Here is a 26,243-nt window from a genome sequence, read left to right as displayed (position 1 = left end):
AACCTACCCCTGGAGGTACCACGATGTTCACCACGAAGTTCTGGAAGGCCACCGCCGAGCGGGCGGTGAAGAGCGCCGCGCAGGGTCTGCTGCTCTACTGGGGCGCTGACGTCGTGTTCAACGCATGGCAGGCGGATTGGGCGGCGGCCGGTGGCATCGCGTCCGGCGCGGCGGTGCTGTCGGTGCTCACCTCACTGGTGAGTGCGAAGGTGTCGGGAGAGGACGACTCACCCAGCCTTGTCGGTGCCGAGCACTGACCCGCGGCAGCTGCGGACGGTCGCGCGTGGTGCGGCCGTCCGTCGTCATTCCGACACCGAGTGGGTTTTGCAGGTCTGGTCAGCAGCGCGTGCAGGGGGAGTCTTTTCGGACACTCCAGGTGAAGGTGGTGCTGCCCTGTCCGCCCCCGTCGGCCGTGACCGTGACGTTGTAGGTGCCGATGGTGCTGAGCGTGCCGCTGATCAGGCCGGTCGAGGGATTGATGGCCAGCCCGGGAGGCAGGCCGGTCGCCGACCAGGTGTACGACCCACTCCCGCCGGTGGCCTGCATCTGCAGCGCCACGGAGTCCAGCTTGAGCATGCTCTGGGTGCCCGGGTTGGTGACCGTCACCGCCCCGCTCGGCGGGGGTATCGGAATATCCGGGGGCGGGCACGTCAGGTATGTCGTCAGAGAGGTTGCCGATCTGGTGATGTATTCCGGACTTCCCGAAAGGAATTGGACGGTGGCGGTCGCTCGACCCGAGTAGTAGCCCGACTCGCAGAGCGTGCCCGGGTTGGTGACGCCAAGACCGAACAGGGTCACGTTGGTGTCCTGCCACACCTCGGTACGGCCGTTCACCGTCTGGCCGGGGCCACCGACCAGCCCGTGGTAGAGCAACTCCACGGTGAGGTCGACGCGACGCACCGGACCGTCGCACTGGACAGTTCCGGTGAAGTTGACGGTCTTGGCGTCCGTCTTGCCTGGTGGGCTGTCCGGCGAGATCCACCCGCAGTAGTGACCGTCAGAGGCCGCGGCGGATGCCGGCGTGGCGAAGCCCAGGGATGCGGTGGACACGGCAGCCGCTGCCATCGCCAGCAGTAGGCGAGACCTGCTGCGACGCAAGAGTTCGACGCGCATCGATAAATGGTGCCACGGAGGCGTCGGAGTCGGCAATGACCGATCCTTCGGCGCTCCCGTGACCCGGGCCGGGAGGGCATCTGCCGACCTTCGGCGAACCACCCTGGCGGGGACCATCAGTGCCAGGCCGGTCTCGGTGTCGTTCCGATGATCGCTCCGGGTCAGTCCGCCTGCCCGGCGAAGCGCGCCCGGATGTCGCTCAGGTAGGACCCCGAACTTATGCCGCTCGCTTCGCCTTCGTCACCCACGCCCCGCCGAGCGTGACCACAAAAGCGACAGCGGCGAGCACCCACGCGAGCCAATCCGGTCCGTCAGGACGAATGACGGTCCGGGCAACGATCAGGGACCCGATCACCACTACCGCCAGGGCCACCAGATAACCGATGCCTGCGGCGCCTGCCGGAACAGGCAGACGAGTTCCTGAGGACTTCGCCGCGACACGACTGGTCACCCCCACAACGAGGGCTGCGGCGACGAGAAAGATGCCTGCGACCTGCTGCGGCAGGCCCGTCCCATATCCGCGAGTCAACGCTTGGCCCCGTGTCGTGTCAAGCGAGGCCGAGCGCACGCCGGCCGTGCTTCCACACCTCTTCCACGGTGCTTGCACCAGCCTTGCACCAGGCGTCGGCAGGGTGTTCCACAGAGGAAGCACGGTGCTCCTCGGGTATCTCGGGAGGCTCGGATGAGGGGAATCATCGAGGGCATGGGCGGCCGGTTGCTGGCCATGTTCGTACCCAAGATCAGTGCGTCGGCGGGCTGTGGCAGCTGGCCTTCGTGCTGGCAGTGCATCAGCCGGTGCGGACGGGCGCTGCCCTGCGACGCCTGCACCGTCGGGGAAATCGATCAGCCCGGTGAGTGGATCTACTGCAAGGGCTGCTGACAACTGAGGCCGCAGGGCGACTGACCGCTGTCACCATGCGGCTTTCCGCCTCCGGCCGAGGTCGCGAAGCCGATTCTCCGATGGGGAACCCGTCGGGATCGGGTGGTCGATCCTCGGCCGGGGTGGCCGGGCGTCAACGAGTCGAAGCGAGGGGAACACCGATGCACTATCTGACCATCACCGTGCGGTGCGCGATCGGCCTGGTATTCCTGGCGTCCTCGGTGAGCAAGGTGTGGGGACGGGATGCGTTCCCCGCGTTCGTCGCCTCCCTGCGCGGAGTCGGACTGCTGCCGAGGCGCCTGGTCCGTCCGGCCGCGATCGTCCTGGTGGTGGTGGAGGGCGCGCTGTGTGCGGCGTTGGCGGTGCCCACGGGTGTCGTCCCCCGCATTGCGCTGGTCGGTGCGGCGGTGCTGCTGGGCATCTTCACGGTGGGCGTGGGAATCGCGGTGCGACGGGGGACCGCGAGTACCTGCCGCTGCTTTGGTGCCAACGCCCAGAGACTCGGCCGCCGGCACGTCGTCCGCAACGTACTGCTGACCGGCCTGGCGGCGGGCGGCGCCGTCGTGGCTGTCGCTTCGGCCGCGTCACCACCCAGCTCGCTCCGGCCGGCGGGGCTGGTGCTCGCCGGCTTCGTCGGCCTGCTGCTGGGCTTCCTGGCCATCAGATCCGACGACCTGGTGGCCCTGTTCCGCGGGGTCGACCACGATCCGCGACTTACCACCCACAGTCGTTGACTACTTTCGGGAGCAACAGATGACCCTCCTTGCTTCGGCCGTTCTGGTCGTGGGCCTGCTCGGTACGGTGAACTTCCTCCTCACCTTCGGCGTCCTGAAGCGTCTGCGTGAGCACACGGCGCTGCTCTCGAACGAGGCCGGGGTCTCCGCCGAACTGGGCATCGCCGACCCGGTGGGCGATTTCGCCGCCGTCGACGTCGATGGCGTCCCGGTGCGCCGCGAGCTGCTGCGGGCGGAGACCTTCGTGGCCTTCGTCTCCACCTCCTGCGACTCGTGCCGAGAGAAACTGCCCGAACTCATCGAGCACGCCCGGCGGGTGCCCGGCGGCCGGGAGCAGGTGCTCGCTGTCGTCGCCGCCGGTGCCGACGACGCCGATGCGTTCACCGAGCGGCTCGCCCCGGTGGCGCGGGTGGTCGTCGAGCCGAAGGGCGGGCCGCTCAGCAACGCCTTCCGCGCCTTCACCTATCCCACGATGATGTGGGTCGGTCCGGATGACGCCGGCCGGCTGGTTCGGATCAAGCAAACGGCGCCGGCCCCGGCATGATCGGGTGGCGGACGCGGCGCGGCGACATCGCGGCGGATGACGCCCGCGGGTTGCGGGCGTCGGCACCACCGGCGCGGTCGGCACGCCGCATCCGTACGGCGTGCCTGCTCGTCGGCCGGGCCGCCCCGGTGACCCTGCTCGGGTACGTGGTGCTCATACTCGGCGCCGGTGCGCTGCCGGTACTGATCGCATGGTTGACCAAGGGGATTCTGGACGGGATCGCCGGCGACGCGGCGCCGAAGACGCTGACCCAGATCGGTGTGGCGCTCGCCGTCGCCGGCATGGTGGCGGGGTCGGCGCCGCAGCTCACCCGGTACCTGCGGGCGGAGTTGGACCGGTCGGTCGGCCTGCTCGCACAGGATCGGTTGTTCACGGCAGTGGACCGCTTCGTCGGTCTCGACCGGTTCGAGGACCCCCAGTTCCTGGACCGACTCCGGCTCGCCCAGCAGACCGGTGGCAGCACCCCGAGCCAGGTCATGGACGGCGTCCTCGGCACCGCCCGTACGGCGATCACCGTCACCGGCTTCCTCGGGTCGCTCTACCTGTTCAGTCCGATGCTGGCCGTCCTGGTGCTGGCGTCGGCGGTGCCGATGCTCGCGACCGAGATGCTGTTGGCCCGCTATCGGGCCGGGATGCAGTGGCGGATCGGGCCGGCGGAGCGCCGCGAGTTCTTCTACAGCCAGTTGCTCTCCACCTCCGCGGCGGCGAAGGAGGTGCGACTGTTCGGCACGGGCGGCCATCTGCGGGGCCGGATGTTGGCCGACCGCCGGACGGTCAACCGGGCCAAGCACCTCAACGACCGCCGCGAGCTGGTGGCGCAGGTCGGCCTGGCGCTCGTGTCCGCGGTCGTCGCCGGCGTCGGTCTGCTGTGGGCGGTCCGCTCCGCGGCGGCCGGTCGAATCACCGTAGGTGAGGTCACCGTCTTCGTCGCGGCGGTCGCCGGCGTGCAGAACGCGTTGGCCACTCTGGCGGCGGAGATCGCCCGCGCGCACCACGCGTTGCTGATGTTCGACCACTACGTGGCGGTGACGACCAGTCCCCCGGATCTGCCCGTCGCCCCGGTCGCCCGGCCGGTCGATCAGCTCAGGCGTGGCGTCGAGCTGCGCGACGTGTGGTTCCGGTACTCCCCCGAGTCGCCGTGGGTCCTGCGTGGGGTGAACCTTCGGATCCCGGCCGGTGCCACCCTCGCGGTCGTCGGGCTCAACGGTGCCGGCAAGTCGACGCTGGTGAAGTTGTTGTGCAGGTTCCACGACCCCACCCGTGGGCAGGTCCTCTGGGACGGGGTGGACATCCGCGAGGTCGACCCGGCCCAGCTGCGGCGCCGTATCGGCGCTGTCTTTCAGGACTACATGCACTACGACCTGACCGCCGCCGAGAACATCGCTCTGGGTGATCTCACCGCCCTGTCGGAGCGAGGACGGATCACCGCCGCCGCGCGTACCGCCGGCATCCATGACGTGCTGACCGCCCTGCCGCACGGTTACGACACCCTGTTGTCCCGGATCTTCTACCAGGAGTCCGACAAGCAGGACCCGAGCACCGGTGTGGTTCTCTCGGGTGGCCAGTGGCAACGGCTGGCGCTTGCCCGCGCCTTCCTGCGTGACCGGCCGGACCTGCTGATCCTCGACGAGCCCTCGGCCGGGCTCGACGCCGCAGCCGAGGACGAGATCCACCACCGCCTGCTGCGGTACCGCACGGGCCGGACCAGTGTGCTGATCTCCCACCGTCTGGGCACCCTCCGCGACGCCGACCTGATTGTCGTCATCGCCGACGGCCGGGTGACGGAACGCGGCACGCACGATTCCCTGATCGCGGCCGACGGCACGTACCGCCGGTTGTTCGATCTTCAGGCGTCCGGCTACGGCGGAAGCGCCGAAAGCGCGCTGACGACGGAGGCACGATGATCCAGGCTGCCACCTTCGGGACCCCGCTCGCCGAGGCGTCGAGGGCGTACGAGCTGTTGCTGATCGTCGGGTCGTTGGCTGCCCTGGCCGGCGCGGCCCTGCTCGGATGGCGCCTTCTGACACGTCGTCTCGTCGCGGTGACAGTGGACGGCGCCAGCATGGAGCCGACCTACCGGGACGGCGACCGGGTGCTGGTGCGGCGGGGCCGCCTGCCGGCCACCGGGCATGTGGTGGTCGTGGAGTATCCGTCAGTCGACGGCAAGTGGCCACTGCCGCCACTGCGCGACGGCGCCTCGGCAGCCGAGGTGGGCCGACGCCGATGGTTGATCAAGAGGGTGGCGGCGGCGCCTGGTGATCCGGTACCCCGTGACCGGGTGCCGGCGTTGGCTGAGGAGCGAGTCCCACCAGGCATGGTCGTGCTCCTGGGCGACAATCCGGGATCGAGCTTCGACTCACGGCGAATCGGCTACTTCTCCGGGGAGCGGATACTGGGCGCGGTTCTCAACGCCCCTCGCTCACCCTCGCCATGACCCACGGCCGGCACCCTGGCCCGGGTGAGTTCCAGCTTGGCCCGTACCGCGTCGGCGTCGCCGGTGCGCAGCTCGGTCATGATCGCGTACGCCCGTCCCCAACTGTTCGCGGCGGCCGCCATGTCACCCAGGGCGTGGTGGCAGTCGCCCAGGTGGGCCAGGGCCTCGGCTTCCTTGAAGCGATGCCCGACGTTCAGGCACAGTGCCTGCTCGTAGCACTCGATGGCGATGCTGTACTCACCCAGGTGGTGATAGGCGTAGCCGAGGGTGTCCCAGGTGTTCACGGCCCCGGCGTCGTCGCCCAGTTCGGCGTGCAGCGACAGCGCCTGCCGGCAGTAACCGATGGCCTGCCGATAGTTGCCGACCTGCGCATAGTCCCAGCCCACCGCGTTCAGTGCCCGGGCCTGCCCGCTGCGGTCGCCACCTCGTCTGAACAGGTCGAGCGCGACCTGGTCGTGGTGAGTCGCCGATCGTTGATCACCCTGCAACTCGTAGAGCCAACCCAGGCTCAGGTGGTTGTACGCCTGACCGATGGGATCCGCGACGTCGGAGAGGTCGATCAGCGCCCGGTGCAGCTGGTCCCGCGCCTGCTCCAGTCGCCCGAGCCCGGCGAGCGCGTGGGAAAGTTCCCTGCGGCACTGGGCCTGCGCCGACCGGTCGTCGAGGCGGACCGCCGCCGACAGGGCCAGGGACTGGGTGGCCAGAACGTCGTGCCAGTAGCTGCCCCGGCCGAGATAGGTCGCCATCGCCCAGGCCAGCTGCGCGGCGTGCCGGTCGAGACCGGCGTGGGCGGCGCAACCGACCACGGCGATGAGCGTCTGGTGTTCCACGGTGAACCAGGCGAGGGGGTCGACCTCCGCCGGGTCTTCGGGCGTCACGCCCTCCTCCGGTGCGACCACCGCGACCGGTTGCCGGTACGGCATCAGCACCTTGTCCGCCGCGACGGCCGAATGCAGATAGTGGTCCAGCAACCGGCGTCGCGCGGCCTGCCGTTCGGGTTCGTCCTCGCACAGTTCACCCGCGTAGGCGCGGAGCAGATCATGCAGGACGTACCGGCCCGGGACCCGCTCCCCCGTCAGGTGGGCACCGGTCAGTTCGACGAGCAGGGCGTTGGCCGTGCGCCGGCTCAGGCCGGCCAGGCTGGCCGCCGCGGCGGCGGTGAAATCCGGGCCGGGATGCAGGCCGAGCAGCCGGAACAGCCGAGCGGCCGCCGGGGTCAAGGCGCGATAGGACCAGGAGAAAACCGCGCGTACGTCCACCGAAGAGTCGCTGTCGGTGAGTCTGTCCAGCACCCCGGCGCTGGCCAGATCACCGGCGAGGGACCGGAGGTCGAACTGGGGGTTGGCAGCGGCCCGGGCGGCGGCGATGGACAACGCCAGCGGGAGGCCCGCACAGAGCCGGGCAATCTCGAAGACGGCCTCGGGTTCCTGCCCGGCGCGGTCGATGCCGATTCGGTCCCTGACGAGTTGGGCCGCTTCCCCCTCATCGAGCAGGCCGAGGGTGAGCGGGTGGGCACCGTCGACCGCGATCAGTGATGACATCCGATTCCGGCTGGTCACCACTGTCACGCACGTGGCGGAGCCGGGAAGTAGCGGCCGGACCTGGTCGGCGCTGTGCGCGTTGTCGAGCATGATCAGGATCCGTCGGTCCCGCAACTGGGCCTGGTATCTGGCGACCTGTGCGTTGAGGTTGGTCGGAATCTGCTCCGGTGCCACACCGAGCGCTTCGAGGAAGGCGCGCAGCACCTCGGTCGGCGCCAGCGCCGCGGCAGTCGCGTCGAAGCCCCGGAGGTTGGCGTAGAGCTGCCCGTCGGAGAATCGAGGGGCCAGCCGGTGGGCCAGATGCACACTCGAACTGGTCTTGCCGACCCCGGCCGGACCCAGGACGAGCAGAATCGCCGGCCGCTGCTCGTCACGCTCGATCAGCCGGGCCTCCGCCGTGGACAGCTCCTGCGCACGGCCGACGAAAAACGGCAGGTCCGGAGGCAGCATCCGGGGCACCGTGGGCCGACCGGCCGAACCACCGGCCGGTTGTCGCACCTCCCGCCGCAGGATGTCGCGCTGCAAGTCATGCAGCTCCGGTGCGTCGATGCCCCGGCGGCCCAGCAACGCCAAGCCGTCCCGGCACACCTCCGCCGCCTCGTCAGTGCGGCCGTCCCGGTAGAGGGTGAGAGCGAGCATGCAGCGCAGGCCCTCGTCGTACGGGTCGGCGGCCACCGCGCCGGTCAGGTCGCCCATCGCCTCGGCGTGCCGCCCCAACCCGTTGACCGCCTCCGCGTAGAGGAGCAGTGCCGCACGGTGAACTGCTCGAAGTCGTGCGACTTCGGCCAGGGCAAAGGGTTTGTCCGCGAGGTCAGCGTAGGGCTCGCCGTGCCACTGATCGAGCGCGGAACGCAGCATCGCGGCGGCCCGGTCGGCGTGCTCGGCATCGCCGAGCGCGAACAGTCGACGGCTCTCCCGGAGCGCCTCCTCGAACCGGACAGCGTCGACGCACGCCGGGTCCAGGTCCAGCCGGTATCCCGCTGCGGCTCCGCGGCCGACCGTGGCGATGAGCCAGTTGCCACGCCGCCCGCGCTCACCGGGTTCGAGGGCCCGCCGCAGGTGGGCGACATGGCTGCGGAGAGTGGCCCGCGCGGCGTCCGACGCGTCGTCGCCGGTGAGCAGTGTCGCCAGTCGCCGGCTCGGCACCGGCTTACCGAGCTCCAACAGCAGGATGGCGAACAGCGTGGTGAGCTGTGGACCCAGCGGGACCGGGACGCCGTCCCGGCACAGCTGAATGGGACCCAGTATGGAGACGTCCAACCGACCACCAGCCACATGGCCGCTCAACGGCACGCGCCCAGGTCACCGAGAGCAGTTACGGTCGGGGCCGTCGCACCTGTGGCTGGCCCGCCCGCCAACCGGGAAATGCCGATGAGCGCTACCTGAATACGCAGCAGATTCACCTCAGCCATGGTTACAGCTCGATATAGATGAGGTGCATTGTATAGACGTCGTCGGGCCGTCGACACATGCCGCCGACCGATCACCGGCATTTCACAGAGGATTCACATCGGTCTTCTCATGTCCCAACCGCGTGAACACCCGACGGAGCGCGCGTTGAGGGCGTCGTCGCGGTCGGAGCGGCGGCGCCGAGGCTCCAGCGGGTGCTGGAGCCTCGGCACCCTTCGCTCTGCTCGACACAGCGGCGGCAGCTACCGCCCGCGGTGTCCGGCCGCCGAAGCGACGTCGGTCGATCAGGCCTGCAGGCGTACGCGACGGCGTCGTGCGACGAGCACCAGCGCGATGCCGACCGCGAGGGCGACCGCAGCCGCGCCGACGAGCAGCATGGTCTTGTCGCCGGTGACCGGCAGACCCGGACCGGCGCTCGTCGGCGACGACGACGGCGACAACGGCGGCGAAGACGAAGACGGCGAGGAAGACGGCGACGGCGAGGACGGCGACGGCGAGGCGCTCGGAGAGCTCACGGGAACCTTCTTCGCCGGCACGAAGATGCGCGGCTCGTCGCTGTCGTCGGCGCTGACCTGCGCCAGGGTGTGGTCGTACTCGCCGTTCTCGCCGGCCATGACCTTCCAGCCCGCCGGGGCGGTGAAGGTCAGCAGGACGTCGCCGGCTGGGAGGTGGGCGAGACGGAACAGGCCCTTGGCGTCCGTGATGGCCTCGGCGTACCTCGTCTTGCCGTCGGCAGTGGTGGCGACGACCTTCACACCCGGCACGCCGGCGGTCTGGGGCGTCCACTCGGCGTCATAGGACTCACCCTGGAAGACGTATCCGCCGAGATCGTCAAAGGCGCCCGGCACCAGCAGCCGCACGCTGGTGATGTTGTCGGCGGCGTTGGCCTCGCCATTGTCGGCGCGAAGCTCGAAGGCGACGTATCCCCGGCCGACCTGCCACGCCACGCGGTTGGTCTTGCCGGTGAGCTTTACGGTCTTGGTGGCACCGGCGGCGAGGTCGAAGCCGCTCGACAGCTCACCATAGGCGACATCGTCGACGCCCTCGCTGTCGCCGCCGGTGTAGTGCACGTGCTTGGCGTCGACGGAGCTCTTGTTCTTCACCGTGACCGTGATGGTGAAGGTCTCACCCTCGGCGTAGCTGGCCTTGTCGGCGGCGGAGGTCACCGCGATATCCGGCTTGGGGGCGGCGGCCAGGGCGGCCGTTGCCGGAAGTGCGGCCACGAGCACGCCCACGAGGGCGGCGGCAAGTTTGCGCATGGAGGTCTCCGTAATGGGGGGCGGGAATCAGCGCGATGCTAGTGGCTGGACGAGTCACTCCGCCGTCCCAAGACTGAGAGCGTGACCGGACGGTGTCCGATCACGGTTAGCTTGATGATCGAGTGAACGCTCATCGTGTGCGGACGCCGACGACCGCCGACCGCTCCATTTACGCTCACCATCGCCGCGCCTGGTCACCGGCAGATCAGTATCTCGAGGCCGCAGAATTCGTTCGCGTTGCGAGCCGCTGTGCCCGGCAACCAACACACATGCCGTCCAGCCCTCGGACGTACACCGCGAGGATCGCCTGCTCCTGACCGCCGTTCACTCCTCCTCCCCGAGCTCGTACGGTTCGCGCTCACCGCATGGGGGAAGCACTGGTCGGCACTGGCCCGTGAGTGGTGGGACGCCGACCGGCATGGGTGATCGGGCGTGACGGTCGGGCCCCTACGACTCGCGCACCCGGTTACGGCGGTGGTGGACGATCAGCGCGACCGCGCAGAGCAGCGCCACCAGCCCGAACCCGGAGCTGATCCACTGGTTGTCCGCCGCGGTTGACAGCACCACGTTGGCCGCCGCGCTGACGAAGAGCACCAGCCACAGCAGCGGGCGTAGCAGGCCGCCCGGCTTCTTCGTCGCGGCGACCGGGGCCTCGGTGATGCGGTACGGATCGGTCATTGCTGCCTCCTTCGGCGAATGTTCCTCGACGCCGTCAACGCTAGGTAGGCGGCGCGGCGGAGACGATCCCGCCAGCTCGACGACAGTGGTACAGCAGGCTGTACCTTCCGCGCCGGACGTTGCTGGGCGAGGCCTGCGGTGGCCTATGTTGGCGGGGGAGGTGGGTCGATGGCGTACGTGCGGGGGCGGGTTCGCGCCTCGGTCAACGCCGTGGAACACCTCGTCGGAGGGCTGGGCACCGCCACGCTGGCGCTGGGCGCGCTGCTCTGGTCGGTGATCGTGGCGGTGGCCTGCGTGGGCGGGGTGGGGCTGCTGGCGGTACCCGGTGCGTTGCGGGTGGTGCGGTCGGTGGCCGACCGTGAGCGCGCCCGGTTGTCCCGCTGGGGCGACCGGATCCCCACCCCCGGTCCGGTGCCGGACGGGTTGCGGACGGCTGTGCACGATCCGTTCGTGCGCCGGGAGCTCGGCTGGGTCGGGCTGTACTCACTCATCGGCCTGGTGGCCGGGCTGGTCGGCGTCGCGCTGCCGCTCTATGCGGTGCAGGACGCCACCTTCCCGCTGTGGTACCGGCTGGTTCCCCCCGACGCCGCGCCGGGGATCGTCTGGTGGCGCGTCGACGACCTGTCCGACGCGCTCTGGGTCGGGGTGCTCGGGGTGGGTTGGCTCGCCGCCGCGATCTGGTTCAGCCCGGTCCTGGCCCGTCTCCAGGCATGGCCGGGCCGGTGGCTGCTGCCTCCGCCGCCGGGTGTCGACCTGTCGTTGCGGGTGGCCGAGCTGACCGCCACCCGCGCTGCGGCGCTGGACGCCCACGCTGTCGAACTGCGCCGGATCGAACGGTCGCTGCACGACGGCACCCAGAACCGGTTGGTGGCGGTCAACGTGTTGCTGGGTGCCGCGCGGCGGGCCGTGCGCCGCAATCCGGACCGCGCCGACGAGATCCTCGGGCAGGCGCAGGACGCCGCCGAACAGGCACTCGGCGAGCTGCGTACGGTGGTGCGCGGGATCCTGCCGCCGGTGCTGGACGACCGGGGTCTCGCCGGCGCGCTGGCGGGCCTGGCCGGCAGCTGCGCGGTGCCCTGCCGACTGGAGGTGGACGTGGCCGTGCGGTGCGCGGCCTCGGTCGAGGCCACCGCCTACTTCGTGGTGGCCGAGGCGCTGACCAACGTCGTCCGGCACAGCGGTGCGAGCCGGGTGGACGTGGCCGTGCGCCGCGAGCACGGCCGGCTGCTGGTGAGCATCGAGGACGACGGGCACGGCGACGCGGACGAGACACGTGGCTCAGGGCTCACCGGTATCCGGCGGCGGGTCGAGGCGTACGACGGCCGGATGACGCTGACGAGCCCACCGGGAGGGCCGACGAGAATGGACGTGGAGCTGCCATGCGGATCGTGATCGCCGAGGACGACCCGCTGCTGCGTGAGGGTTTGGCGCTGCTGCTGCGGGCGGAGGACCTGGACGTGGTCGCCACGGCCGGCACTCCGGGCGAATTCCTGGTCGCCGTGGACGACCATGCGCCGGACGTCGCGATCGTCGACGTACGGATGCCTCCGACCCACACCGACGAGGGCATCGTGGCGGCGGTGGAGGCCCGGCGGCGGCGCCCCGGCCTCGCGGTGCTGGTCCTGTCGGCGTACGTGGAGCAGGCGTTCGCCACCGACCTGTTCTCGGTCGGCGCCGTCGGGCTCGGTTACCTGTTGAAGGAGCGGGTGGGTCGGGTCGAGGAGTTCCTCGCCGCGCTGCACCGGGTCGCGGGCGGCGGCAGCGTGATCGACCCGGAGGTGGTGGCGCAGTTGCTCGCCCGCAACCGCCGGACGGACACGGCGCTGAGCGAGCTGTCGCCACGTGAGCGTGAGGTGCTGGGGCTGATGGCCGAAGGGCTTGGCAACAGCGCGATCGCCGAGCGGCTGTTCGTCACCGACGGCGCGGTGCACAAGCACATCCGCAGCATCTTCTCGAAGCTTCAGCTGCCACCGGACGACAGTGCCGACCGCCGGGTGACCGCCGTGCTGCGCTACCTGGACGGCGATCGGCGGTAGCGCCTGCTGTACCCGGACCTGGCAGCTCACGGGATGGTTGCCGTTCTCCCACGTCAATAGCGTTTCTGGTGCGCGCAGTTCTTGCCGATGACACGGAGAGAGGCCACCAGAATGCCGGACTATCCGGGACAGACAACCGAAGCGGCGGTACGCGTCGAACACCTCACCCGCGTGTACGACGCCGGCCGTAACCAGGTGACTGCGCTCGCGGGCCTCGACGTCCGTTTCGACAGGGGCACCTTCACGGCGGTGATGGGGCCCTCGGGCTCCGGCAAGAGCACGCTGCTGCAGACCGCGGCCGGGCTCGACCGGCCCACCTCCGGCCGGGTGGTGATCGGAGGCACCGACCTGTCCGGGCTGTCCGAGACCCGCCTGACCGAGCTGCGTCGTACCCGGATCGGGTTCGTCTTCCAGGCGTTCAACCTGATCGGCGCGCTCACCGTCGAGGAGAACATCGTGCTGCCTCTGCGCCTGGCCGGCGTCCGTCCGGACCGGGCCTGGCTGACCCAGGTGGTCGAGCGGGTCGGCCTCACCGACCGACTGCACCACCGGCCGGCCGCGCTCTCCGGCGGCCAGCAGCAGCGGGTGGCGATCGCCCGCGCGCTGGCCACCCGCCCCGAGGTCATCTTCTGCGATGAGCCGACCGGCGCTCTCGACTCCCGCAGCGCGGCGGAGGTGCTGACGCTGCTGCGCGCGGTCGTGGACGAGCACGGGCTGACCGTGGTGATGGTGACCCACGACCCGATCGCCGCGTCGTACGCGGACCGCGTGCTCGTGTTGGCCGACGGTGCGATCGTCGCCGACCTTCCGCAGCTCGGCGCCGCCGGTATCGCCGAGCACCTGGCGTCGCTGGATCGGCGGGTCCTCCGATGACCGGGCTCGCCGCCCGCCTGCTGCGGCACCGCGCCGGCCCCGCCGCCGCCACCCTGCTGGCCCTGGTCGCCGGTGTGCTGATCCTGGTGGCGATGGGCACCCTCGTCGAGTCCGGGCTGCGTTTCCGCGCGGAGCCACGGCTCTGGGCGACGGCCGACGTGGTCGTCGCCAACCGCACCGTCAGCCACACGTTCAAGGAGTTCGGCGACACCACCACGAGCACCGTCGCGCTGCCCGAGGGCGGCACTGTGGACGCGGCGGTGGTGGACCGGATCCGCCAGGTGCCGGGCGTCGCGGCCGTCGCTGGCGACGACGCGGTGGTGATCGGCTCCCCCGCCGCCGTGGGCCACGGCTGGGACACGTACGCCTTCACCGGTCGTCGGATCGTCGCGGGTGCCGCGCCACGGGCCGACGACGAGGTGCTGGTCGACACCCGGTTCGGCGTGGCACCCGGCGACCGCATCGACCTGGTCGTCGGCGGGGTCGGGCGGTCGTACCTGGTGAGCGGAACCGCCGAGACCGGTACGGCGGCGGTGTTCTTCACCGACGCGCAGGCCGCCCGGTTGTCCGCCCACCCGGGCCGGGTTGATGCGATCGGCGTGCGGATGATGCCCGGCGCCGACGTCGGCGCGGTGCGCGAGATCGCGTCGGCGGCTGGCGCCACGACGTACGCCGGGAACGACCGTGGCAACGTCGAGCAGTCGGACAACCTGGCCGCCCGCACGTTGCTGGTCGGGGCGGGATCGGCTTTCGGGGGGTACGTCGTCCTGCTGATCATCTTCGTGGTGGCCGGCACCATCGGGCTGTCCGTCCGGCACCGTCGACGTGACCTGGCGTTGCTGCGCGCGGTCGCGGCCACGCCGGGGCAGGTGCGCCGCATGCTGATCGCCGAGGCGGCGCTGCTCGCCCTGGTCGGCTCTGCGGTCGGCGGCCCGGCGGGCCTGCTGGCGGCCCGCTGGGTGCACGGCGAGCTGGTCGAGCGGGGGTTCGTGCCGGCCAGCTTCCCGATGGCCGGCGGTCTGTTCGCGGTGCCGGCCGCTGTCGGTACGGCGGTCCTCGTGGCGGTGCTGGCCGCGTTGGTCGCCGCCCGCCGGGTCACCGGGATCAAGCCGATCGAGGTGCTCGGCGAAATCGCCGTCGAGCCCCGGCGGAGCGGCCGGGTGCGGCTGATCGCCGGCGTGCTGACGCTGGCGGCGGCCGGCACCTCCGGGGCGTTCACCCTCGGTGCGGGCGGGTCGACCGGGGCACTGGCCGGCGCGGCCGGCATGTTGTACCTGTTCGTCATCGCCGTGGCGCTGCTCGCACCGAGGATCAACGCGTACGCGGCACGGCTACTCACACCGTTTTTGCCGCGGGTGTGGCGGGTCAGCGGCTACCTGGCCGCGGCCAACCTGCGGGCCAACGCGCAGGGCATGGCGACGGTCCTGACCGCCCTCGTGCTGTCGGTGGGGTTCGGCGGCTCGGTCTGGTTCCTGCAGACCAACCTGGAACGGCAGACCACCACGCAGAGCAGCGCGGGAACCCTCGCCGAACGGGTCGTTGTCGCCCCGGGTGGGCTGCCGGCGGACACGGCGCGGGAGATCCGCGAGTTGACCGGGGTACGGGCGGCCACCGGTGTGCGCCGTACCCAGGTGGTGGTGCGGGCGTTGGGCGGCATCGAGCCGGTCGGCGCGCAGTCGGTCGACCCGGCGGGCGTCACGTCGACGATGAACCTCGCCGTGCGCGCGGGCAACCTGGCCGACCTGCGCGCGGGCACCGTCGCCGTGTCCGCGACGCAGGCGTCCTCGTCCGGCTGGGACGTCGGCGACAGGGCGGAACTCTGGCTGGGCGACGGCACCCCGGTCACGTTGGACGTCATCGCGATCTACGGCCGTGGCCTCGGCTTCGGCGACGTCACACTGGCTGCCGATACGGTCGCCGGGCACACGGCCGCGAACACCACCGACGAGGTCCTGGTCAGCGCCGGCCCGGAGGCCGACACCGCGCTGGCCACGTGGTCGGCTGGGAACCCGGGCACCGAGGTTCTCGACGCCGCCACCCGTACCCGCCTGATCAGCACCGATCTGGCTCTCGGCGCCTGGCTGAACCGGCTGCTGATCGGCGTGATGGTGGGGTACGCGGCGCTGGCGGCGGCCACCACGATGGTGATGGCCGCGCTTGCCCGCCGCCGCGAGTTGGCGTTGCTGCAACTGGTCGGGGTCACCCGCCGGCAGATTCGCGCGATGGTCCAGGCCGAACAGGCCGGGTTGCTCGGCACCGCGGTGCTGATCGGCGCGACGATAGCGGCGCTGACCCTGAGCGCGATCGTCAACGGACTGACCGGCAGCCCGATCCCGTACGTCCCGCCGCTCGGTGGGGTGGCGGTGCTCGGCGGCACGACGCTGCTGGCGTTGGCAACCACTGTGTGGCCCGTCCGACGGCTGCTCAGCGCCCCTCCGATCGACAACATCGGTGTGAAGGAGTAGGCCTCGCGGCTCAAATGTCGGTGACAGTGCCGCCTCCGCAGACATCGCTGAGGCGGCACTGTCACCCTGGTGTCGCAGAGTTTGTCACTGGATTCGAGGCGCGGCAGATGAGCGCTGTGACCTCCGAAAAATCGGATCCCGCAACTGGCACGATCGTGTGATCCTCTGCCTCATGCCCCAACCGACCTTAAACACCGCCCGTCTGCTGCTGGTCCCACTTGCCGACCGGCACCTCGATCTGGAACTCCAGCTTGACTCCGATCCGGAGGTCCTCCGCTACATCAACGGCGGCCGGGCGCGATCCAGGGACGAGGTGGTCGCAGCCCACGGGCAGAGGATGGCCTTGGCAGGCACGGTGGACGGCTTGGGCTTCTGGATGGCGTTCGGCTCCGATGGCGGCGCGCGCGGCTCGACGCCGCCGGCACGCGAGGACGAGGGCGAGTTCATCGGGCTCATGATGCTTCCGCCGGCGCACGGCCCCGACCAACCTGACGACCCGACAGTCACAGACCTGGGTTACCGCCTTGTGCGTCGGTACTGGCGGAAAGGCTTGGCCAGTGAGGCATCCCGCGCCCTGCTGCGGCACGCCTTCGACACCGTCGGGCAGAGCCGGGTGATCGCGCAGACCATGGCCGTGAACACCGGCTCTCGCGGCGTGATGGAAGCCATCGGCATGAGGTACGTGCGCACCTACCGACCGTTCGGTGATGACCCGCTGTCGGGAGCGGAGGTCGAGTACGAGATGACCCGCGCGATGTGGGAGGCGTGTCGTGCCTCTTGCTGAGGCGGGACTCCTGTCAGGTGACGCTCACGACGACCTTTCCGAGGGCGCGTCCCTCGCCCACGTAGGCCAACGCCTCGGGCGTCTCGTCGAGGGTGAAGGCCCGGTCGATGTGGATGCCGAGGTCACCCGCGACGCAGAGATCGGCCACCGAAGCATGAGATTGTCGCCGTACACCTCGTCACCAGGTCGGAACCGAGTGACGGCGGAACCCACCGCCTCGACCCATCCGGCGATGTCCGAGCCGAGGGTCCGCAACCCTTGGGGACGGTAGGCCAGCCGCGGTACCCGAAGCGTTCCGGGCAAGCAGCCTACGCCTCCTGGGTTAGCACGGCGGGACAAGCGGCTGGTCGACGACGAGGCTGCCGGCGGTCGAGAAGTCGGCGTCGGGCTCGGAATTGACCTACTGGCACCGGCCGTTCAAGCGGAACGTACACCGCCTCTCCGCATGACCTGCGGCGACCTGGTTGCGCGCCCGACGGTCACCCAGTTGGTCACTCAGCCGTTGGTGGAACGGTTACCCATGGACCTCACGCGCGGCACCAGGTCCGAAGTTGTTGCTCGCTGTCAGGCAGGTTGTAGCGGCTGAGCAGCCTGGGCGCGGCTGACATGACGCCGCTGCTCAATACCGTCCAGAGGGCTCTCTGCCGGGTTGGGGTGAGGTCCGTGAATCCCACACCGTCGGGTATCGGCCCGTCGGGGAAGGCTGCGTCCAACAGAGCGGTGAGCAGGGTGAAGGCATCTGCGGTGGGATCAGCGGAGGCGGCCCTTTCGGCCAGCACGTCGATCCGATCCCCGGCGACTCCGGGAGTTAATTCTGCGATCGTGAGGGCCGCCATGCCGGCCATGTCACCTTCGAGGAACGGCCAATAGGGTACGGGTTCAGTGGCCCCGAAGAGGCATTCATAGAGTTCTCTGACCAAGGATCGATCCGGGTGACTCAAGATTCTCGACAGGCCCAACACCGCCGACCAGCGCTCGGCACGGTTTACGCTGCCTCGCCGATTAGACAGCGCGTCGATTAATGCTTCGCCGCCGTGACGACACCCGAGGCTCGCCGCGACACAGGCAGCTGCTGCGACGACCGGATCCGGCTCCCGCCGGATGAGACCGGCCATCACTGGGCCGACCAAGCCCTCTTCCTCAGGAAACCAGGCGAGCAGGTGAGCGGCGTACAGCCGGACCGCAGCTTCCGAGGCTTCCAGCGCTGCCACGTAGACAGGCACCCCGACCCGCACCGCGTCGTACGCCTCTATCGTCCACCGCTGCTCGTCACGGTCTGCCTCGACGTCGCCCCATTCGGCTCGCCGTTCCCGTGCGCTGCGCTCCTCTTCATTCGGTGCCGCTGCCATCCAATCTCGATGCTCCGCCTCCAACTCCTCTCGGCTCAATGACGCGCGGCGTTGGGCCTCAGCCCTCATGTCTGTTGGATCAGGACGATCGCTGAGCCATGAACTCTCATCGCCCACCGCGATCGCCGCCAACACCTGGCAGGCAGCAAAGCGGTCCGGGGCCGCCGGATCAGCGACAATATCGATCAGGTATGGAGCCACCGCAGCACTGGCCTCGAACCGGGAGCCCTGATGCACGAGCAGGTCGACGAGATCGCCGTATGCACCTTGGCGGACCTCCTGGATGTCTGACCTGACAGCACGGAGGAGGGCCGGGATCTCGACGGCAGGGCCGTAGGCATGGCTCACCGACGACCAGTCAACCTTTTCAGCGGGTACCGAGCGTTGGGGCATCGGACCACCTTAGGTGTGAAAAGCCGCTGGTGACGTCGTCAGCCACCGCTGAACAGCAGGAGAGCCAACGGCCTAGCGGCCCGACAAGCCATCGTCGAATCTGGCGAGCTGGTGACTCGTGGGGGTGTGACCGTCTCCGCTCGTCAACGAGCTGTTGGACGGTCGCTGTGTGTACCGCCTAAAGATCCATCGCGTAGACCCGGACCTGGCGGCCGGTGTCCGGCTGCACGGCCTCGCGTTCCAGCGTCATGCCCAGCTTGACCATCACCCGCGCCGACGCCTCGTTGCCGACAACGTGGATGCTGACCAGCCGCCGCAGTCCGAGCTCGGCACGAGCGTGGGCGACCACGGACTGGGCCGCCTCGGTGGCCAGACCCCGGCCCCAGTGCGCGCGGCCGAGCCGCCAGCCGATCTCCACGGCCGGCAAGATCTCGGGCAGGAAGGTCGGCACCGCCAGCCCGGTGAAGCCGGCCAGTTCTCCGGTTTCCTTGATCTCCACCGCGTACAGGCCAAAGCCGTGCTCATCCCAGTGCCGCTGATAGATGGCCAGGCGCTCTGCGGTCGCGGCCCGGTCCAGGGTGCGGCCGTCATGGATGTAGCGCATTACCTCGGGCTCTGCGTTTACCGCGGCGAAGCCGTCCAGATCGTTGCTTCGCCAGCGGCGCAACAGCAACCGTGGAGTTTCCAGGGACGTGGCATCAAGGGATCTGGTCATGTCAGGCACGTCCCTTCGTAGCATCCGGCACTGATGGGGCGGGGGTAGGGCCTACCCCACCGGCGACGTTCCCGCTCACCGGCTGTCACCGGGATTTGCCGCTTCGTAGGGTCGGAGGGAGCCATCGAATTCGATTTACTGTTCGATACGGGGGTAGCCGCGTGAAGTTCTCCATCAAAGACCCGTCAGTCGTTAATGAAGGGCCGCCCGGGCCGTTCTCCCGGATCGCTGCCGTCGACGCGTTGCGCGCCGTGGCGTTGCTCCTCATCCTGATTGTCAACATCGCCTTCTTCGCCTCCGGCTATCCCTTCCATCTGGTGCCGGACCCCGCGCACGACTCGTGGGGCGACCAGGCGGTCCTGTGGTTGGTCGAGCTGCTCTTCACGATGAAGGCGTACCTGCTCTTCTCCTTCCTGTTCGGCTACAGCTTCACGCTCCAACTCGACTCCGCCGCGCGGCGCGGCATCGACTTCGCCCCCCGGTTCCGGCGACGGTTGGCCGGGCTCTTCGTGCTCGGCATCCTGCACGCGGTGCTGCTGTTCCAGGGCGACATCCTGACCACGTACGCATTGCTCGGCCTGATCCTGCTCGCCATGCGGGGAGTCCGCGTCGGGACCGCGCTGCGCGCCGCCGTACTGCTGACCGGCGGGATCGGTTTCGTCCTCGCGCTCGCCGCCGTCGGCGGAACCCAGCTGGTCACCGATCCGGCGACGGCACTGGCGGCGGGGCAGCGATCCACCGAGGCACTACAGGGCGGAATCGGGTCGGTGATCACCGAGCACGTACGGCAACTGCCGGCGATGTTCGGCACGCTCCTCGTGCAGGGGCCGCTCGCGCTCTCGGCCTTCCTCTTCGGTTACGCGGCCGGGCGGCGCCGGCTGCTCACCGACGTCGTCGGAAACCGGCAGTTCCTGCGCCGGGTGCAGCAAGTGGGCTATCCGATCGGCCTGGCGGGTGCGGTGATCTTCGCCTCCGGCGGCGGCACCGCCAACCTGACCGGACTGACGGCGGGCGTACTCACCGCGCCGCTGCTCGCCGCCGCGTACGCCGCCACCCTTCTCCGCTTCTTCCAGACCAACCGGGGCCGGCGGGTGGTCGCCGTACTCGCACCGGCCGGACGGATGTCCCTGTCGAACTACCTGGGTCAATCGCTGCTCTGTGTGCTGGTCTTCACCGGCGTCGGACTGGGCCTCGCCGGCACCGTCGCACCCGCGGTCGTCCTCGTCATCGCGGTCGCCATCTATGGTGCGCAGCTCGCCGCCAGCGCGGCGTGGATGGCACGGTTCCGGTACGGACCGATGGAGTGGCTGTTGCGGGCCTGGACCGAGCAGCGGTGGCCACAGCTCCGCGCCGCCGACCCGGTCTGACGGCGTGTCCAGCTCGCCACCGTCGTTGCGTTCGGGGTCATCAGCCGAACGGATGGCCGGAGGCGATGGTCAGCTATTTCCATGTGCGACGGACACCCCGCGACGCCTAGGAAGGAGGCATGGCCAACGAGCGGACCGTTCCCCTGCTGCCGTGCGCATCCATCGACGACATCGAAACCTTCTACGGAGTTCTTGGTTTCCACACCACGTACAAACAACGCAAGCCCAACCCGTGCGTGGGGGTGCAGCGCGAGGACATCGACCTGCAGTTCTTCGAGATCGCCGGATTCGACCCGGAGCAGTCCTACGGCTCCTGTCTCGTAATCACCCCGGACATCGAGGGACTGCACCGAGCATTCGCAGCCGGCATGCGCGCCGCGTACGGCAGGGTACTGGTGTCCGGGACACCGCGGATGACCCGGCCCAGGGCGCGAAAGAACGCCGACGGGTTGGGCGGATTCAGCGTCATCGACCCGGGCGGCAACTGGATCCGCGTGTTCCGGGACCCCACCGCCGCCCCCATGCCGGACGCCACGTCTGCCGGGCGGCTGGCCAAAGCCCTGGCGAATGCCGTCGTACAGGCCGACTCCAGGGGAAGCATCAGCCAGGCCGTTCGGATCCTCGACAGCGCGTTGGCCCGCCCGCAGGCCGACGACGACCCGGTCGAGCAGGTAGAGGTCCTGGTCTACCGCGCCGAACTCGCGATGGTGCTGCACGACCCGGACACCGCGGCCGAACTGCTGGCCCGCGCCCAGTCCGTCACGCTCACCGACGACGAGTCAGAGAGGGCGGCAGCCGCGTTCGACAACGCCACCGAACTCGCAACAGCACTGCGCTGACTCACCACGCGAACGCCTCCATCATCTCTCGGCAGTCGATCGGGGCACGCTCACGATCGCCGCGCCTTGTCAGCGATAGATCAGTATGCTCGAGGCCGCAGAAATCGCTTCCGTTGCGAGGCGCTTTCTGCGCTCGTCGCATGAACCCGATCAGCTCGCCGCCGCTTAAGGAGTTGCTGTGTCGTACGGCTACATCGGATCGATGAAGGCCAAGCCGGGCCACCGGGATGACGTCGTGGACATCCTGCTGAGCGGCGCTGATGGCCTGCGCACGGTCGGATGCGACCTGTACGTCGTGAGCGTCTCGGACACCGACGACGACACGATCTGGGTGAGTGAGGTGTGGCAGAGCAAGGAGAAGCACGACGCCTCGTTGCAGCTTCCCGAGACTAGGGCGGCGATCGGCAAGGCCATGCCGATGCTTACGGGCGAGTTCACCAGCCAAGAGGTAACAGTGGTGGGAGGCCTGGGCGTGTAAGCCCGTGATCGCCGTCTCGCAGGTTGCCCGGCGAGTCGACCTCGTTCAATGGGTGACGGATACGCGTCAGCGTGGCGGCGAGGCCTCCTCCAGTGGACGTCCGTGGGCTCGGGTCGTGTCGGAGACGGCAATGCCGAGCAGGACGGCGGCCGCCGCCGCGGCGACCCCGAGGGGCGGTAGGCCGACCATGATCGGTGCCATGGCCGCGAGGACGAGGATCCCGATCGGCCGTGGCCAGGACACTCGGGCGAAGGCCACGTACTCGAACACTGAGCGCCCGGCGAGGTAGAGCGCGGGCCCTCCGAGGATGGCTCCGACCCAGGCGGGTTTGGCGTCTCCGGATGGGTCGATGAGGACGAGTTCGGAGCCGGCCGAGGTGGCGAGGATGCCGGACACCATGAGCAGGTGCGCGAACTCGGCCAACCGACCGAGCCGGCCCGGGTCGGCGGATGCCGCGATGGCCTCGCCCAGGATCTGGCCGGCTCGGTAGAAGTAGATCCGCCACAGCAACACCGTGGTGAGGAACGACAAGGTAAGGGCCATCATTCGTTCAGCCACGATCGGACCGCGGAGAAGACTCGACCCGGAGGTCAGGATCGTCTCGCCAAGCGCGACAATGACAAGCTGCCAGTAGCGCTCGGCCAGGTGCTCGCCCGCGACGGCCCACGGGGACACCCGCGAGCGGCCCAGCCCCGGTATCGGCCAGCCGAGCCTGGCCCCCAGGTAGTCGATTGCCAGGGCCACCGTCCACAGCGAATTGCGCGTCACCTCGGGGGCGAAGGCTCCGGCGAGCCACGGTACGGCCGACACACTGAACCAGATGAGCGCCAACATATTGACGCGGCGCAGATTGTGACCGCGCACGATGCCTACGAAGAAGAGGGTGCGGCCCACCTGAATCGCGACGTAGGTGCTCGCGAAGAGCATGCCGGTGTCGGAGAGCGCCCCGGCAATCGCGACCGCCATGAGCAGGCTGCCGTACATCGTCGCGACGACAACGAACTGGATCGGCGGCTGGAACGGATCGAATCTGCTGGTCACCCATGCCGTCTGGGTCCAGATCCACCAGAGGGCCAACAGCAGCAGCAGAGTTTCGCCGTTCTCCGCGAGGGAGGTGGTCAACCGCTCTGCGACGTGACCTCTGGTGTAGTCCAACACCAGCTCGTGCACAATCCGGGTGAGCGCGAAGACGTAAACGAGATCGAAGAACAGTTCCAGGAACGTCGGCCGCTGCGGACTCTCCCGCCTGCGCAGCAGATTGGCCACTCTGTTACTCGTCACCCGGCCCGCTCGCTTCGTCGGATAGTCGCTGAAGCAGTCGTACCACGTTGCCGGAGCGATCACGGACAAAAGACGCATCCGCGATGGAGGATGTTACAGCTCGCCGGAGCGGGACCTGCCTGTCGGGCCGCACCCGGCGACGTTCAACGGTGGAGCGCGCACCGCCGGTCCCCCGCCACCCCCGCACACTGGTAGCCGTCGTCTGCCGTTCCAGGAAATCAATATAATTTCTCTACTTTGGATGACTTACCAGGAAACATGAGCCCTGTGCTGCGGCACCCCCGCTCCAGGGCGCTACCGGGACAAGGGAGCGGCATGGCTCGGCACGAGCGGCCCGTAGATCCGACGGCTGGACCGTTGTCGTCCTTCGCCCATGACCTACGGAAGTTACGTGTCGAAGCGGGCAACCCCACCTACCGGCGATTGGCCGAGGTGGCCGGCTACAGCGCCTCGACCCTCTCCGCCGCTGCCAGCGGAATCCGGCAACCCAGCCTCGACGTGCTGCTCGCGTACGTCGGGGCCTGCGGCGGGGACACCGCCCAGTGGAGGCAGCGTTGGCTCGAACTGGACGAGGAACTGCGGCCCGCCAGTTTGGCCAGCGCACCAGCCGACCCGGCAAGGGCAGAAACACCCGACCCGACGCCGGCCGAACCGCTCGCCACACCCCTCGCAGAGTCACCATCCACTGTGACTGCCGGAGAGCCACTCGTCCCGGCCACGGATGAGCCAACCGCCGGACCGGCCCACGATCGGCCCGCGAGCCCCCCGCGGCACCGGAAACTCCGACGGCGACTGGCGCTGGCGGCGGTGGCGGTCGCCGGCCTCGCCGGTACCGCCGCCGTGGTGCCGATGACCCAGCTGAAGTGGCCGGCCAGCGGGGCGACGGCAGCCGCCGGCACGACGACCACCACAGCCTGCCCGGCGACCACCACGGACGCCGCCTTCACCGCCGTCACGTACGGCGGTGGTGTGCACGTCCGGAGCGAGCCCCGCCGCGACCAGGGCATCCTCTACACCATTCCGCCCGGCTGCGTGGTCGGGCTCACCGGCTACTGCCTGGGTGAGCGGATCACCGACTCCACCTCCCAAACCCCCGACATCCGCTGGTTCAGCCTCGCCGACGGTGGGCTGATCGCCTCCGGGGTGGTGCACGGCAACCCGCCCACGGGCCTGGAACCGTCCCGCTGCACGGGCGACCGACCCGGGCCGACCGCGATCGCCCTCGCGATCGCCCCCGATCTGACCGGCCCGGGTGGGTGGCGGCTGAGCGCGACCGGCACGCACGTGGAGATCGTCGGCTTTGCCGCCTACTACGCGGACGACCCCGCGCTGCCGGCCGAGCGCCGCTGGCACCAGATCGGATTGACCGGGATGGCCGCCCCGCCGTTCGACCTCGTCTGGAAGCTCGACCGCCCGTCCGTGCAACCCGGACCCACTGCCGAGATCCCGGTGGCCGCTGTCGCCTGTCTCGGCGGTGGCGCGCCGACCGACGTACTCGACGTGCGGGCGGCCCGACCCGACGGCTCCAGCACCGCCGAGGCCCTGCCCCTCGCCGCCGACCAGCGGCTCGCGGCCCGTCGTACCGCCTGCCTCTACCCCTGACGGGGGCGTACGCGGACGGCCACCGGTGGCCCGGCGGGACGGATCCCACCGGGCCACCGGTCAGGCGTCACCGAACTCAACAGCCCTGGCGACCGGAGTGGATCCAGTAGGTGGTGCCGGCCCAGTCCATCTCGCCGTACGCGTCGACGCAGTTGTTCGCCGTGCCGGTCACTCCGCGCGGCCCGGCGTAGTACAGGTAGTCGGCGTTGTCCTTGGTGGAGACCGCGGTGGCGGTGCACGAGCCGCTTCCGGAGGTCTCCGCGCACCGGGCGATCTGCACGGAGGTCCGCGCCGAGGAGCCGTACGCCGCGCCGCGGTGGTACATGCAGGCGCTGTTCGTGCCGCCGTTGGTGCTGTTGTAGTAGATGACCAGCTCGGCAACGGGCTTGCTCGGCGGGTACGCGTAGCTGTAGGTGACAGTGCCCGAGCAGGCCACCGCCGCCTGCGACGGGGCCGCCGTGACGACCAGCACCGTGCCGAAGGTCAGCAACGCCACCAGCGCTCCGAACACCTTGCGCAGCATCATGACTTCCACTCCTCCGGGACGGGGTTGGTTGAGAGCCGTCCCGCCGTCCACTTCTACGGAACAGAAAAGTTGATCGCCGCTGATGGTGGCGCCAATCAATCAATCCCGCACAACGCCGAACCAGATCACGCCGCATTCGCTGGGCAACCTGGTGTGGCGGGCCGTGGTTACACTGACGCCTCGAATGCCCCTGCTCGGCAACGGAAACGGAGGCGCGATGGCTAATCCGCTGTTGGACGCCGAGGATGCGAGGGAACGCCTGGAGGCATGGCAGGCCAATGCCGTGCGCCGGGCCGCCGACACGCAGGCCGCCAGTGCCGGCTTGCGCGCGCTGCGGGTCACGGCCAGCGACGCCCACGGGATCGTCGAGGTCACCGTCGACTCCACGGGGGCGATGGCCGACGTCCGGCTCTCCGCGCGGGTGCAGCGCGTGAGCCTGGAGCAGACGCAGCAGGCGATCATGGGCGCCTATCGCAACGCGCGGGTCAAGCTCGCCGAGGCCGCCGCCGAAGTCGTGCGGGAGACGGTCGGCGCCGACTCGGCGACCGGCCGGGCCCTGCTGGCCGGATTCCGGACCGCCGACACCGAGGACGAGGAGGGGCGTTACTAATGCACGGGGGGTTCGAGGTCGACGTCGAGGCCCTGCGCGCGCACGCCACGGCCATGTTGGCCATTCACGACCGCTTCGCCGCCGTCAAGTCAGCGAGCGCCACCATCTTCCAGGCCGACGAGGCGTACGGGCAGCTCTGCCAGTTCTTACCGCCCATCCTGGAGGGACGCCACCGGGACCAGGACAAGGGCGTGGGGATGCTCGCCGAGAACATCGCGCTGCTCGCCGCGGGAATCAAGAGAAACGCCGACGCCTACGAGCGGGCCGAGGAGTCGAACACCGACGGCTTCAACTCCTTCCACTCCGCGACCTGAGCCGGCCCGGCGCCCTCT

General features: G+C 69.7%; 27 protein-coding genes and 1 pseudogene. 17 read left to right on the top strand and 11 right to left on the bottom strand.

Annotation, left to right across the window (positions count from 1 at the left end; translation table 11 throughout):
• Positions 1 to 23 precede the first annotated feature (23 nt).
• The gene (locus ACX27O_RS25880) at positions 24 to 257 is read left to right on the top strand and encodes a holin (RefSeq protein ID WP_030333742.1); all 234 of its coding nucleotides are present in this window, start codon (positions 24 to 26) and stop codon (positions 255 to 257) included.
• A gap of 79 nt (positions 258 to 336) precedes the next feature.
• Here ACX27O_RS25880 and ACX27O_RS25875 read toward each other — a convergent pair whose 3' ends face one another.
• Positions 337 to 1,113 carry an Ig domain-containing protein gene (locus ACX27O_RS25875; protein WP_245233670.1) on the bottom strand — a complete coding sequence of 259 codons (777 nt, stop codon included), beginning with the start codon at positions 1,111 to 1,113 and terminating at the stop codon, positions 337 to 339.
• Positions 1,114 to 1,330: 217 nt separating this feature from the next.
• Complete coding sequence (locus ACX27O_RS25870; RefSeq protein ID WP_458940227.1) at positions 1,331 to 1,765, bottom strand: hypothetical protein; 435 nt, start codon at positions 1,763 to 1,765, stop codon at positions 1,331 to 1,333.
• A 30-nt stretch (positions 1,766 to 1,795) separates the two neighbouring features.
• On the opposite strand from ACX27O_RS25870, the gene ACX27O_RS25865 reads away from it, so the two are divergent.
• The 5 genes from ACX27O_RS25865 (at position 1,796) to ACX27O_RS25845 (ending at position 5,705) form a co-directional block, all read left to right on the top strand.
• The gene (locus ACX27O_RS25865; protein ID WP_156057661.1) at positions 1,796 to 1,993 is read left to right on the top strand and encodes a hypothetical protein; all 198 of its coding nucleotides are present in this window, start codon (positions 1,796 to 1,798) and stop codon (positions 1,991 to 1,993) included.
• Positions 1,994 to 2,154: 161 nt separating this feature from the next.
• Positions 2,155 to 2,727 carry a MauE/DoxX family redox-associated membrane protein gene (locus tag ACX27O_RS25860; RefSeq protein WP_051708615.1) on the top strand — a complete coding sequence of 191 codons (573 nt, stop codon included), beginning with the start codon at positions 2,155 to 2,157 and terminating at the stop codon, positions 2,725 to 2,727.
• Between the two features lie 19 nt (positions 2,728 to 2,746).
• Complete coding sequence (locus ACX27O_RS25855; RefSeq protein ID WP_051708614.1) at positions 2,747 to 3,271, top strand: thioredoxin domain-containing protein; 525 nt, start codon at positions 2,747 to 2,749, stop codon at positions 3,269 to 3,271.
• Positions 3,268 to 5,175 carry an ABC transporter ATP-binding protein gene (locus ACX27O_RS25850; RefSeq protein WP_358133912.1) on the top strand — a complete coding sequence of 636 codons (1,908 nt, stop codon included), beginning with the start codon at positions 3,268 to 3,270 and terminating at the stop codon, positions 5,173 to 5,175. Before ACX27O_RS25855 ends, ACX27O_RS25850 begins: the two co-directional genes overlap by 4 nt.
• Positions 5,172 to 5,705, top strand: a complete 534-nt coding sequence (locus tag ACX27O_RS25845) for a S26 family signal peptidase (RefSeq protein ID WP_081883903.1) — start codon at positions 5,172 to 5,174, stop codon at positions 5,703 to 5,705. Before ACX27O_RS25850 ends, ACX27O_RS25845 begins: the two co-directional genes overlap by 4 nt.
• Here the strand turns inward: ACX27O_RS25845 and ACX27O_RS25840 are convergent.
• The 3 genes from ACX27O_RS25840 to ACX27O_RS25830 all read right to left on the bottom strand — a co-directional run bounded on the left by ACX27O_RS25840 (position 5,642) and on the right by ACX27O_RS25830 (position 10,593).
• A complete protein-coding gene (locus ACX27O_RS25840; protein ID WP_167337313.1) occupies positions 5,642 to 8,506 on the bottom strand; it encodes an AfsR/SARP family transcriptional regulator in 2,865 nt (954 codons plus the stop codon). The genes ACX27O_RS25845 and ACX27O_RS25840 overlap by 64 nt on opposite strands.
• A 434-nt stretch (positions 8,507 to 8,940) precedes the next feature.
• Positions 8,941 to 9,915, bottom strand: a complete 975-nt coding sequence (locus ACX27O_RS25835) for an SdrD B-like domain-containing protein (RefSeq protein WP_030333732.1) — start codon at positions 9,913 to 9,915, stop codon at positions 8,941 to 8,943.
• Positions 9,916 to 10,362: 447 nt separating this feature from the next.
• Positions 10,363 to 10,593: a hypothetical protein gene (locus ACX27O_RS25830; protein WP_030333731.1), complete on the bottom strand. Its 231-nt coding sequence runs from the start codon at positions 10,591 to 10,593 to the stop codon at positions 10,363 to 10,365.
• 168 nt (positions 10,594 to 10,761) lie between these two features.
• Here ACX27O_RS25830 and ACX27O_RS25825 point away from each other — a divergent pair, with 168 nt between their 5' ends.
• The 5 genes from ACX27O_RS25825 to ACX27O_RS25805 all read left to right on the top strand — a co-directional run bounded on the left by ACX27O_RS25825 (position 10,762) and on the right by ACX27O_RS25805 (position 16,751).
• On the top strand, positions 10,762 to 11,985 hold the full coding sequence (locus tag ACX27O_RS25825) for a sensor histidine kinase (RefSeq protein WP_358133906.1): 1,224 nt from the start codon (positions 10,762 to 10,764) through the stop codon (positions 11,983 to 11,985).
• On the top strand, positions 11,973 to 12,629 hold the full coding sequence (locus ACX27O_RS25820; protein ID WP_358133904.1) for a response regulator transcription factor: 657 nt from the start codon (positions 11,973 to 11,975) through the stop codon (positions 12,627 to 12,629). The genes ACX27O_RS25825 and ACX27O_RS25820 overlap by 13 nt, the downstream gene beginning before the upstream one ends.
• 111 nt (positions 12,630 to 12,740) lie before the next feature.
• On the top strand, positions 12,741 to 13,502 hold the full coding sequence (locus ACX27O_RS25815) for an ABC transporter ATP-binding protein (protein WP_030333726.1): 762 nt from the start codon (positions 12,741 to 12,743) through the stop codon (positions 13,500 to 13,502).
• On the top strand, positions 13,499 to 15,967 hold the full coding sequence (locus tag ACX27O_RS25810; protein ID WP_458940226.1) for an ABC transporter permease: 2,469 nt from the start codon (positions 13,499 to 13,501) through the stop codon (positions 15,965 to 15,967). The genes ACX27O_RS25815 and ACX27O_RS25810 overlap by 4 nt, the downstream gene beginning before the upstream one ends.
• 172 nt (positions 15,968 to 16,139) lie before the next feature.
• Positions 16,140 to 16,751 (top strand): GNAT family N-acetyltransferase, encoded by a 612-nt coding sequence (locus ACX27O_RS25805; protein ID WP_030333723.1) that lies wholly within the window; start codon positions 16,140 to 16,142, stop codon positions 16,749 to 16,751.
• 13 nt (positions 16,752 to 16,764) lie between these two features.
• Here the strand turns inward: ACX27O_RS25805 and ACX27O_RS25800 are convergent, their stop codons facing one another.
• The 4 genes and pseudogenes from ACX27O_RS25800 to ACX27O_RS25785 form a co-directional block, all read right to left on the bottom strand.
• Positions 16,765 to 16,899 (bottom strand): zinc-binding dehydrogenase, encoded by a 135-nt coding sequence (locus ACX27O_RS25800; protein ID WP_081883901.1) that lies wholly within the window; start codon positions 16,897 to 16,899, stop codon positions 16,765 to 16,767.
• A gap of 32 nt (positions 16,900 to 16,931) precedes the next feature.
• A pseudogene (locus tag ACX27O_RS25795) lies at positions 16,932 to 17,006 on the bottom strand (hypothetical protein); the annotation flags it as partial.
• Positions 17,007 to 17,278: 272 nt separating this feature from the next.
• Positions 17,279 to 18,493, bottom strand: coding sequence for a hypothetical protein (locus ACX27O_RS25790; RefSeq protein ID WP_458940225.1), 1,215 nt, complete (start codon positions 18,491 to 18,493; stop codon positions 17,279 to 17,281).
• A 178-nt stretch (positions 18,494 to 18,671) separates the two neighbouring features.
• Positions 18,672 to 19,208, bottom strand: coding sequence for a GNAT family N-acetyltransferase (locus tag ACX27O_RS25785; protein ID WP_247680642.1), 537 nt, complete (start codon positions 19,206 to 19,208; stop codon positions 18,672 to 18,674).
• A gap of 161 nt (positions 19,209 to 19,369) precedes the next feature.
• On the opposite strand from ACX27O_RS25785, the gene ACX27O_RS25780 reads away from it, so the two are divergent.
• From ACX27O_RS25780 to ACX27O_RS25770, 3 genes are all read left to right on the top strand, one after another.
• Entirely contained in the window at positions 19,370 to 20,575 is a 1,206-nt protein-coding gene (locus ACX27O_RS25780; protein WP_156057652.1) for a DUF418 domain-containing protein, read from the top strand.
• Between the two features lie 119 nt (positions 20,576 to 20,694).
• Positions 20,695 to 21,414 (top strand): VOC family protein, encoded by a 720-nt coding sequence (locus ACX27O_RS25775; RefSeq protein ID WP_030333712.1) that lies wholly within the window; start codon positions 20,695 to 20,697, stop codon positions 21,412 to 21,414.
• 178 nt (positions 21,415 to 21,592) lie between these two features.
• Positions 21,593 to 21,892, top strand: coding sequence for a putative quinol monooxygenase (locus ACX27O_RS25770; protein WP_030333710.1), 300 nt, complete (start codon positions 21,593 to 21,595; stop codon positions 21,890 to 21,892).
• A 66-nt stretch (positions 21,893 to 21,958) separates the two neighbouring features.
• Here the strand turns inward: ACX27O_RS25770 and ACX27O_RS25765 are convergent, their stop codons facing one another.
• Positions 21,959 to 23,158 carry a low temperature requirement protein A gene (locus ACX27O_RS25765; RefSeq protein ID WP_458940224.1) on the bottom strand — a complete coding sequence of 400 codons (1,200 nt, stop codon included), beginning with the start codon at positions 23,156 to 23,158 and terminating at the stop codon, positions 21,959 to 21,961.
• Between the two features lie 273 nt (positions 23,159 to 23,431).
• Between ACX27O_RS25765 and ACX27O_RS25760 the strand changes: the two genes are divergently transcribed.
• Entirely contained in the window at positions 23,432 to 24,775 is a 1,344-nt protein-coding gene (locus ACX27O_RS25760) for a helix-turn-helix domain-containing protein (RefSeq protein WP_458940223.1), read from the top strand.
• A 76-nt stretch (positions 24,776 to 24,851) separates the two neighbouring features.
• Here ACX27O_RS25760 and ACX27O_RS25755 read toward each other — a convergent pair whose 3' ends face one another.
• The gene (locus tag ACX27O_RS25755) at positions 24,852 to 25,301 is read right to left on the bottom strand and encodes a hypothetical protein (protein ID WP_156057646.1); all 450 of its coding nucleotides are present in this window, start codon (positions 25,299 to 25,301) and stop codon (positions 24,852 to 24,854) included.
• A gap of 82 nt (positions 25,302 to 25,383) precedes the next feature.
• On the opposite strand from ACX27O_RS25755, the gene ACX27O_RS25750 reads away from it, so the two are divergent.
• Together ACX27O_RS25750 and ACX27O_RS25745 are read left to right on the top strand one after the other, a co-directional pair.
• Complete coding sequence (locus ACX27O_RS25750) at positions 25,384 to 25,911, top strand: YbaB/EbfC family nucleoid-associated protein (RefSeq protein ID WP_458940222.1); 528 nt, start codon at positions 25,384 to 25,386, stop codon at positions 25,909 to 25,911.
• Positions 25,911 to 26,225 (top strand): hypothetical protein, encoded by a 315-nt coding sequence (locus tag ACX27O_RS25745; RefSeq protein ID WP_030333701.1) that lies wholly within the window; start codon positions 25,911 to 25,913, stop codon positions 26,223 to 26,225. Before ACX27O_RS25750 ends, ACX27O_RS25745 begins: the two co-directional genes overlap by 1 nt.
• Positions 26,226 to 26,243 lie beyond the last annotated feature (18 nt).

The sequence above is a fragment of the Micromonospora sp. SD19 genome, assembly GCF_054462275.1.
This window is presented reverse-complemented; position numbering and strand designations above follow the sequence as displayed.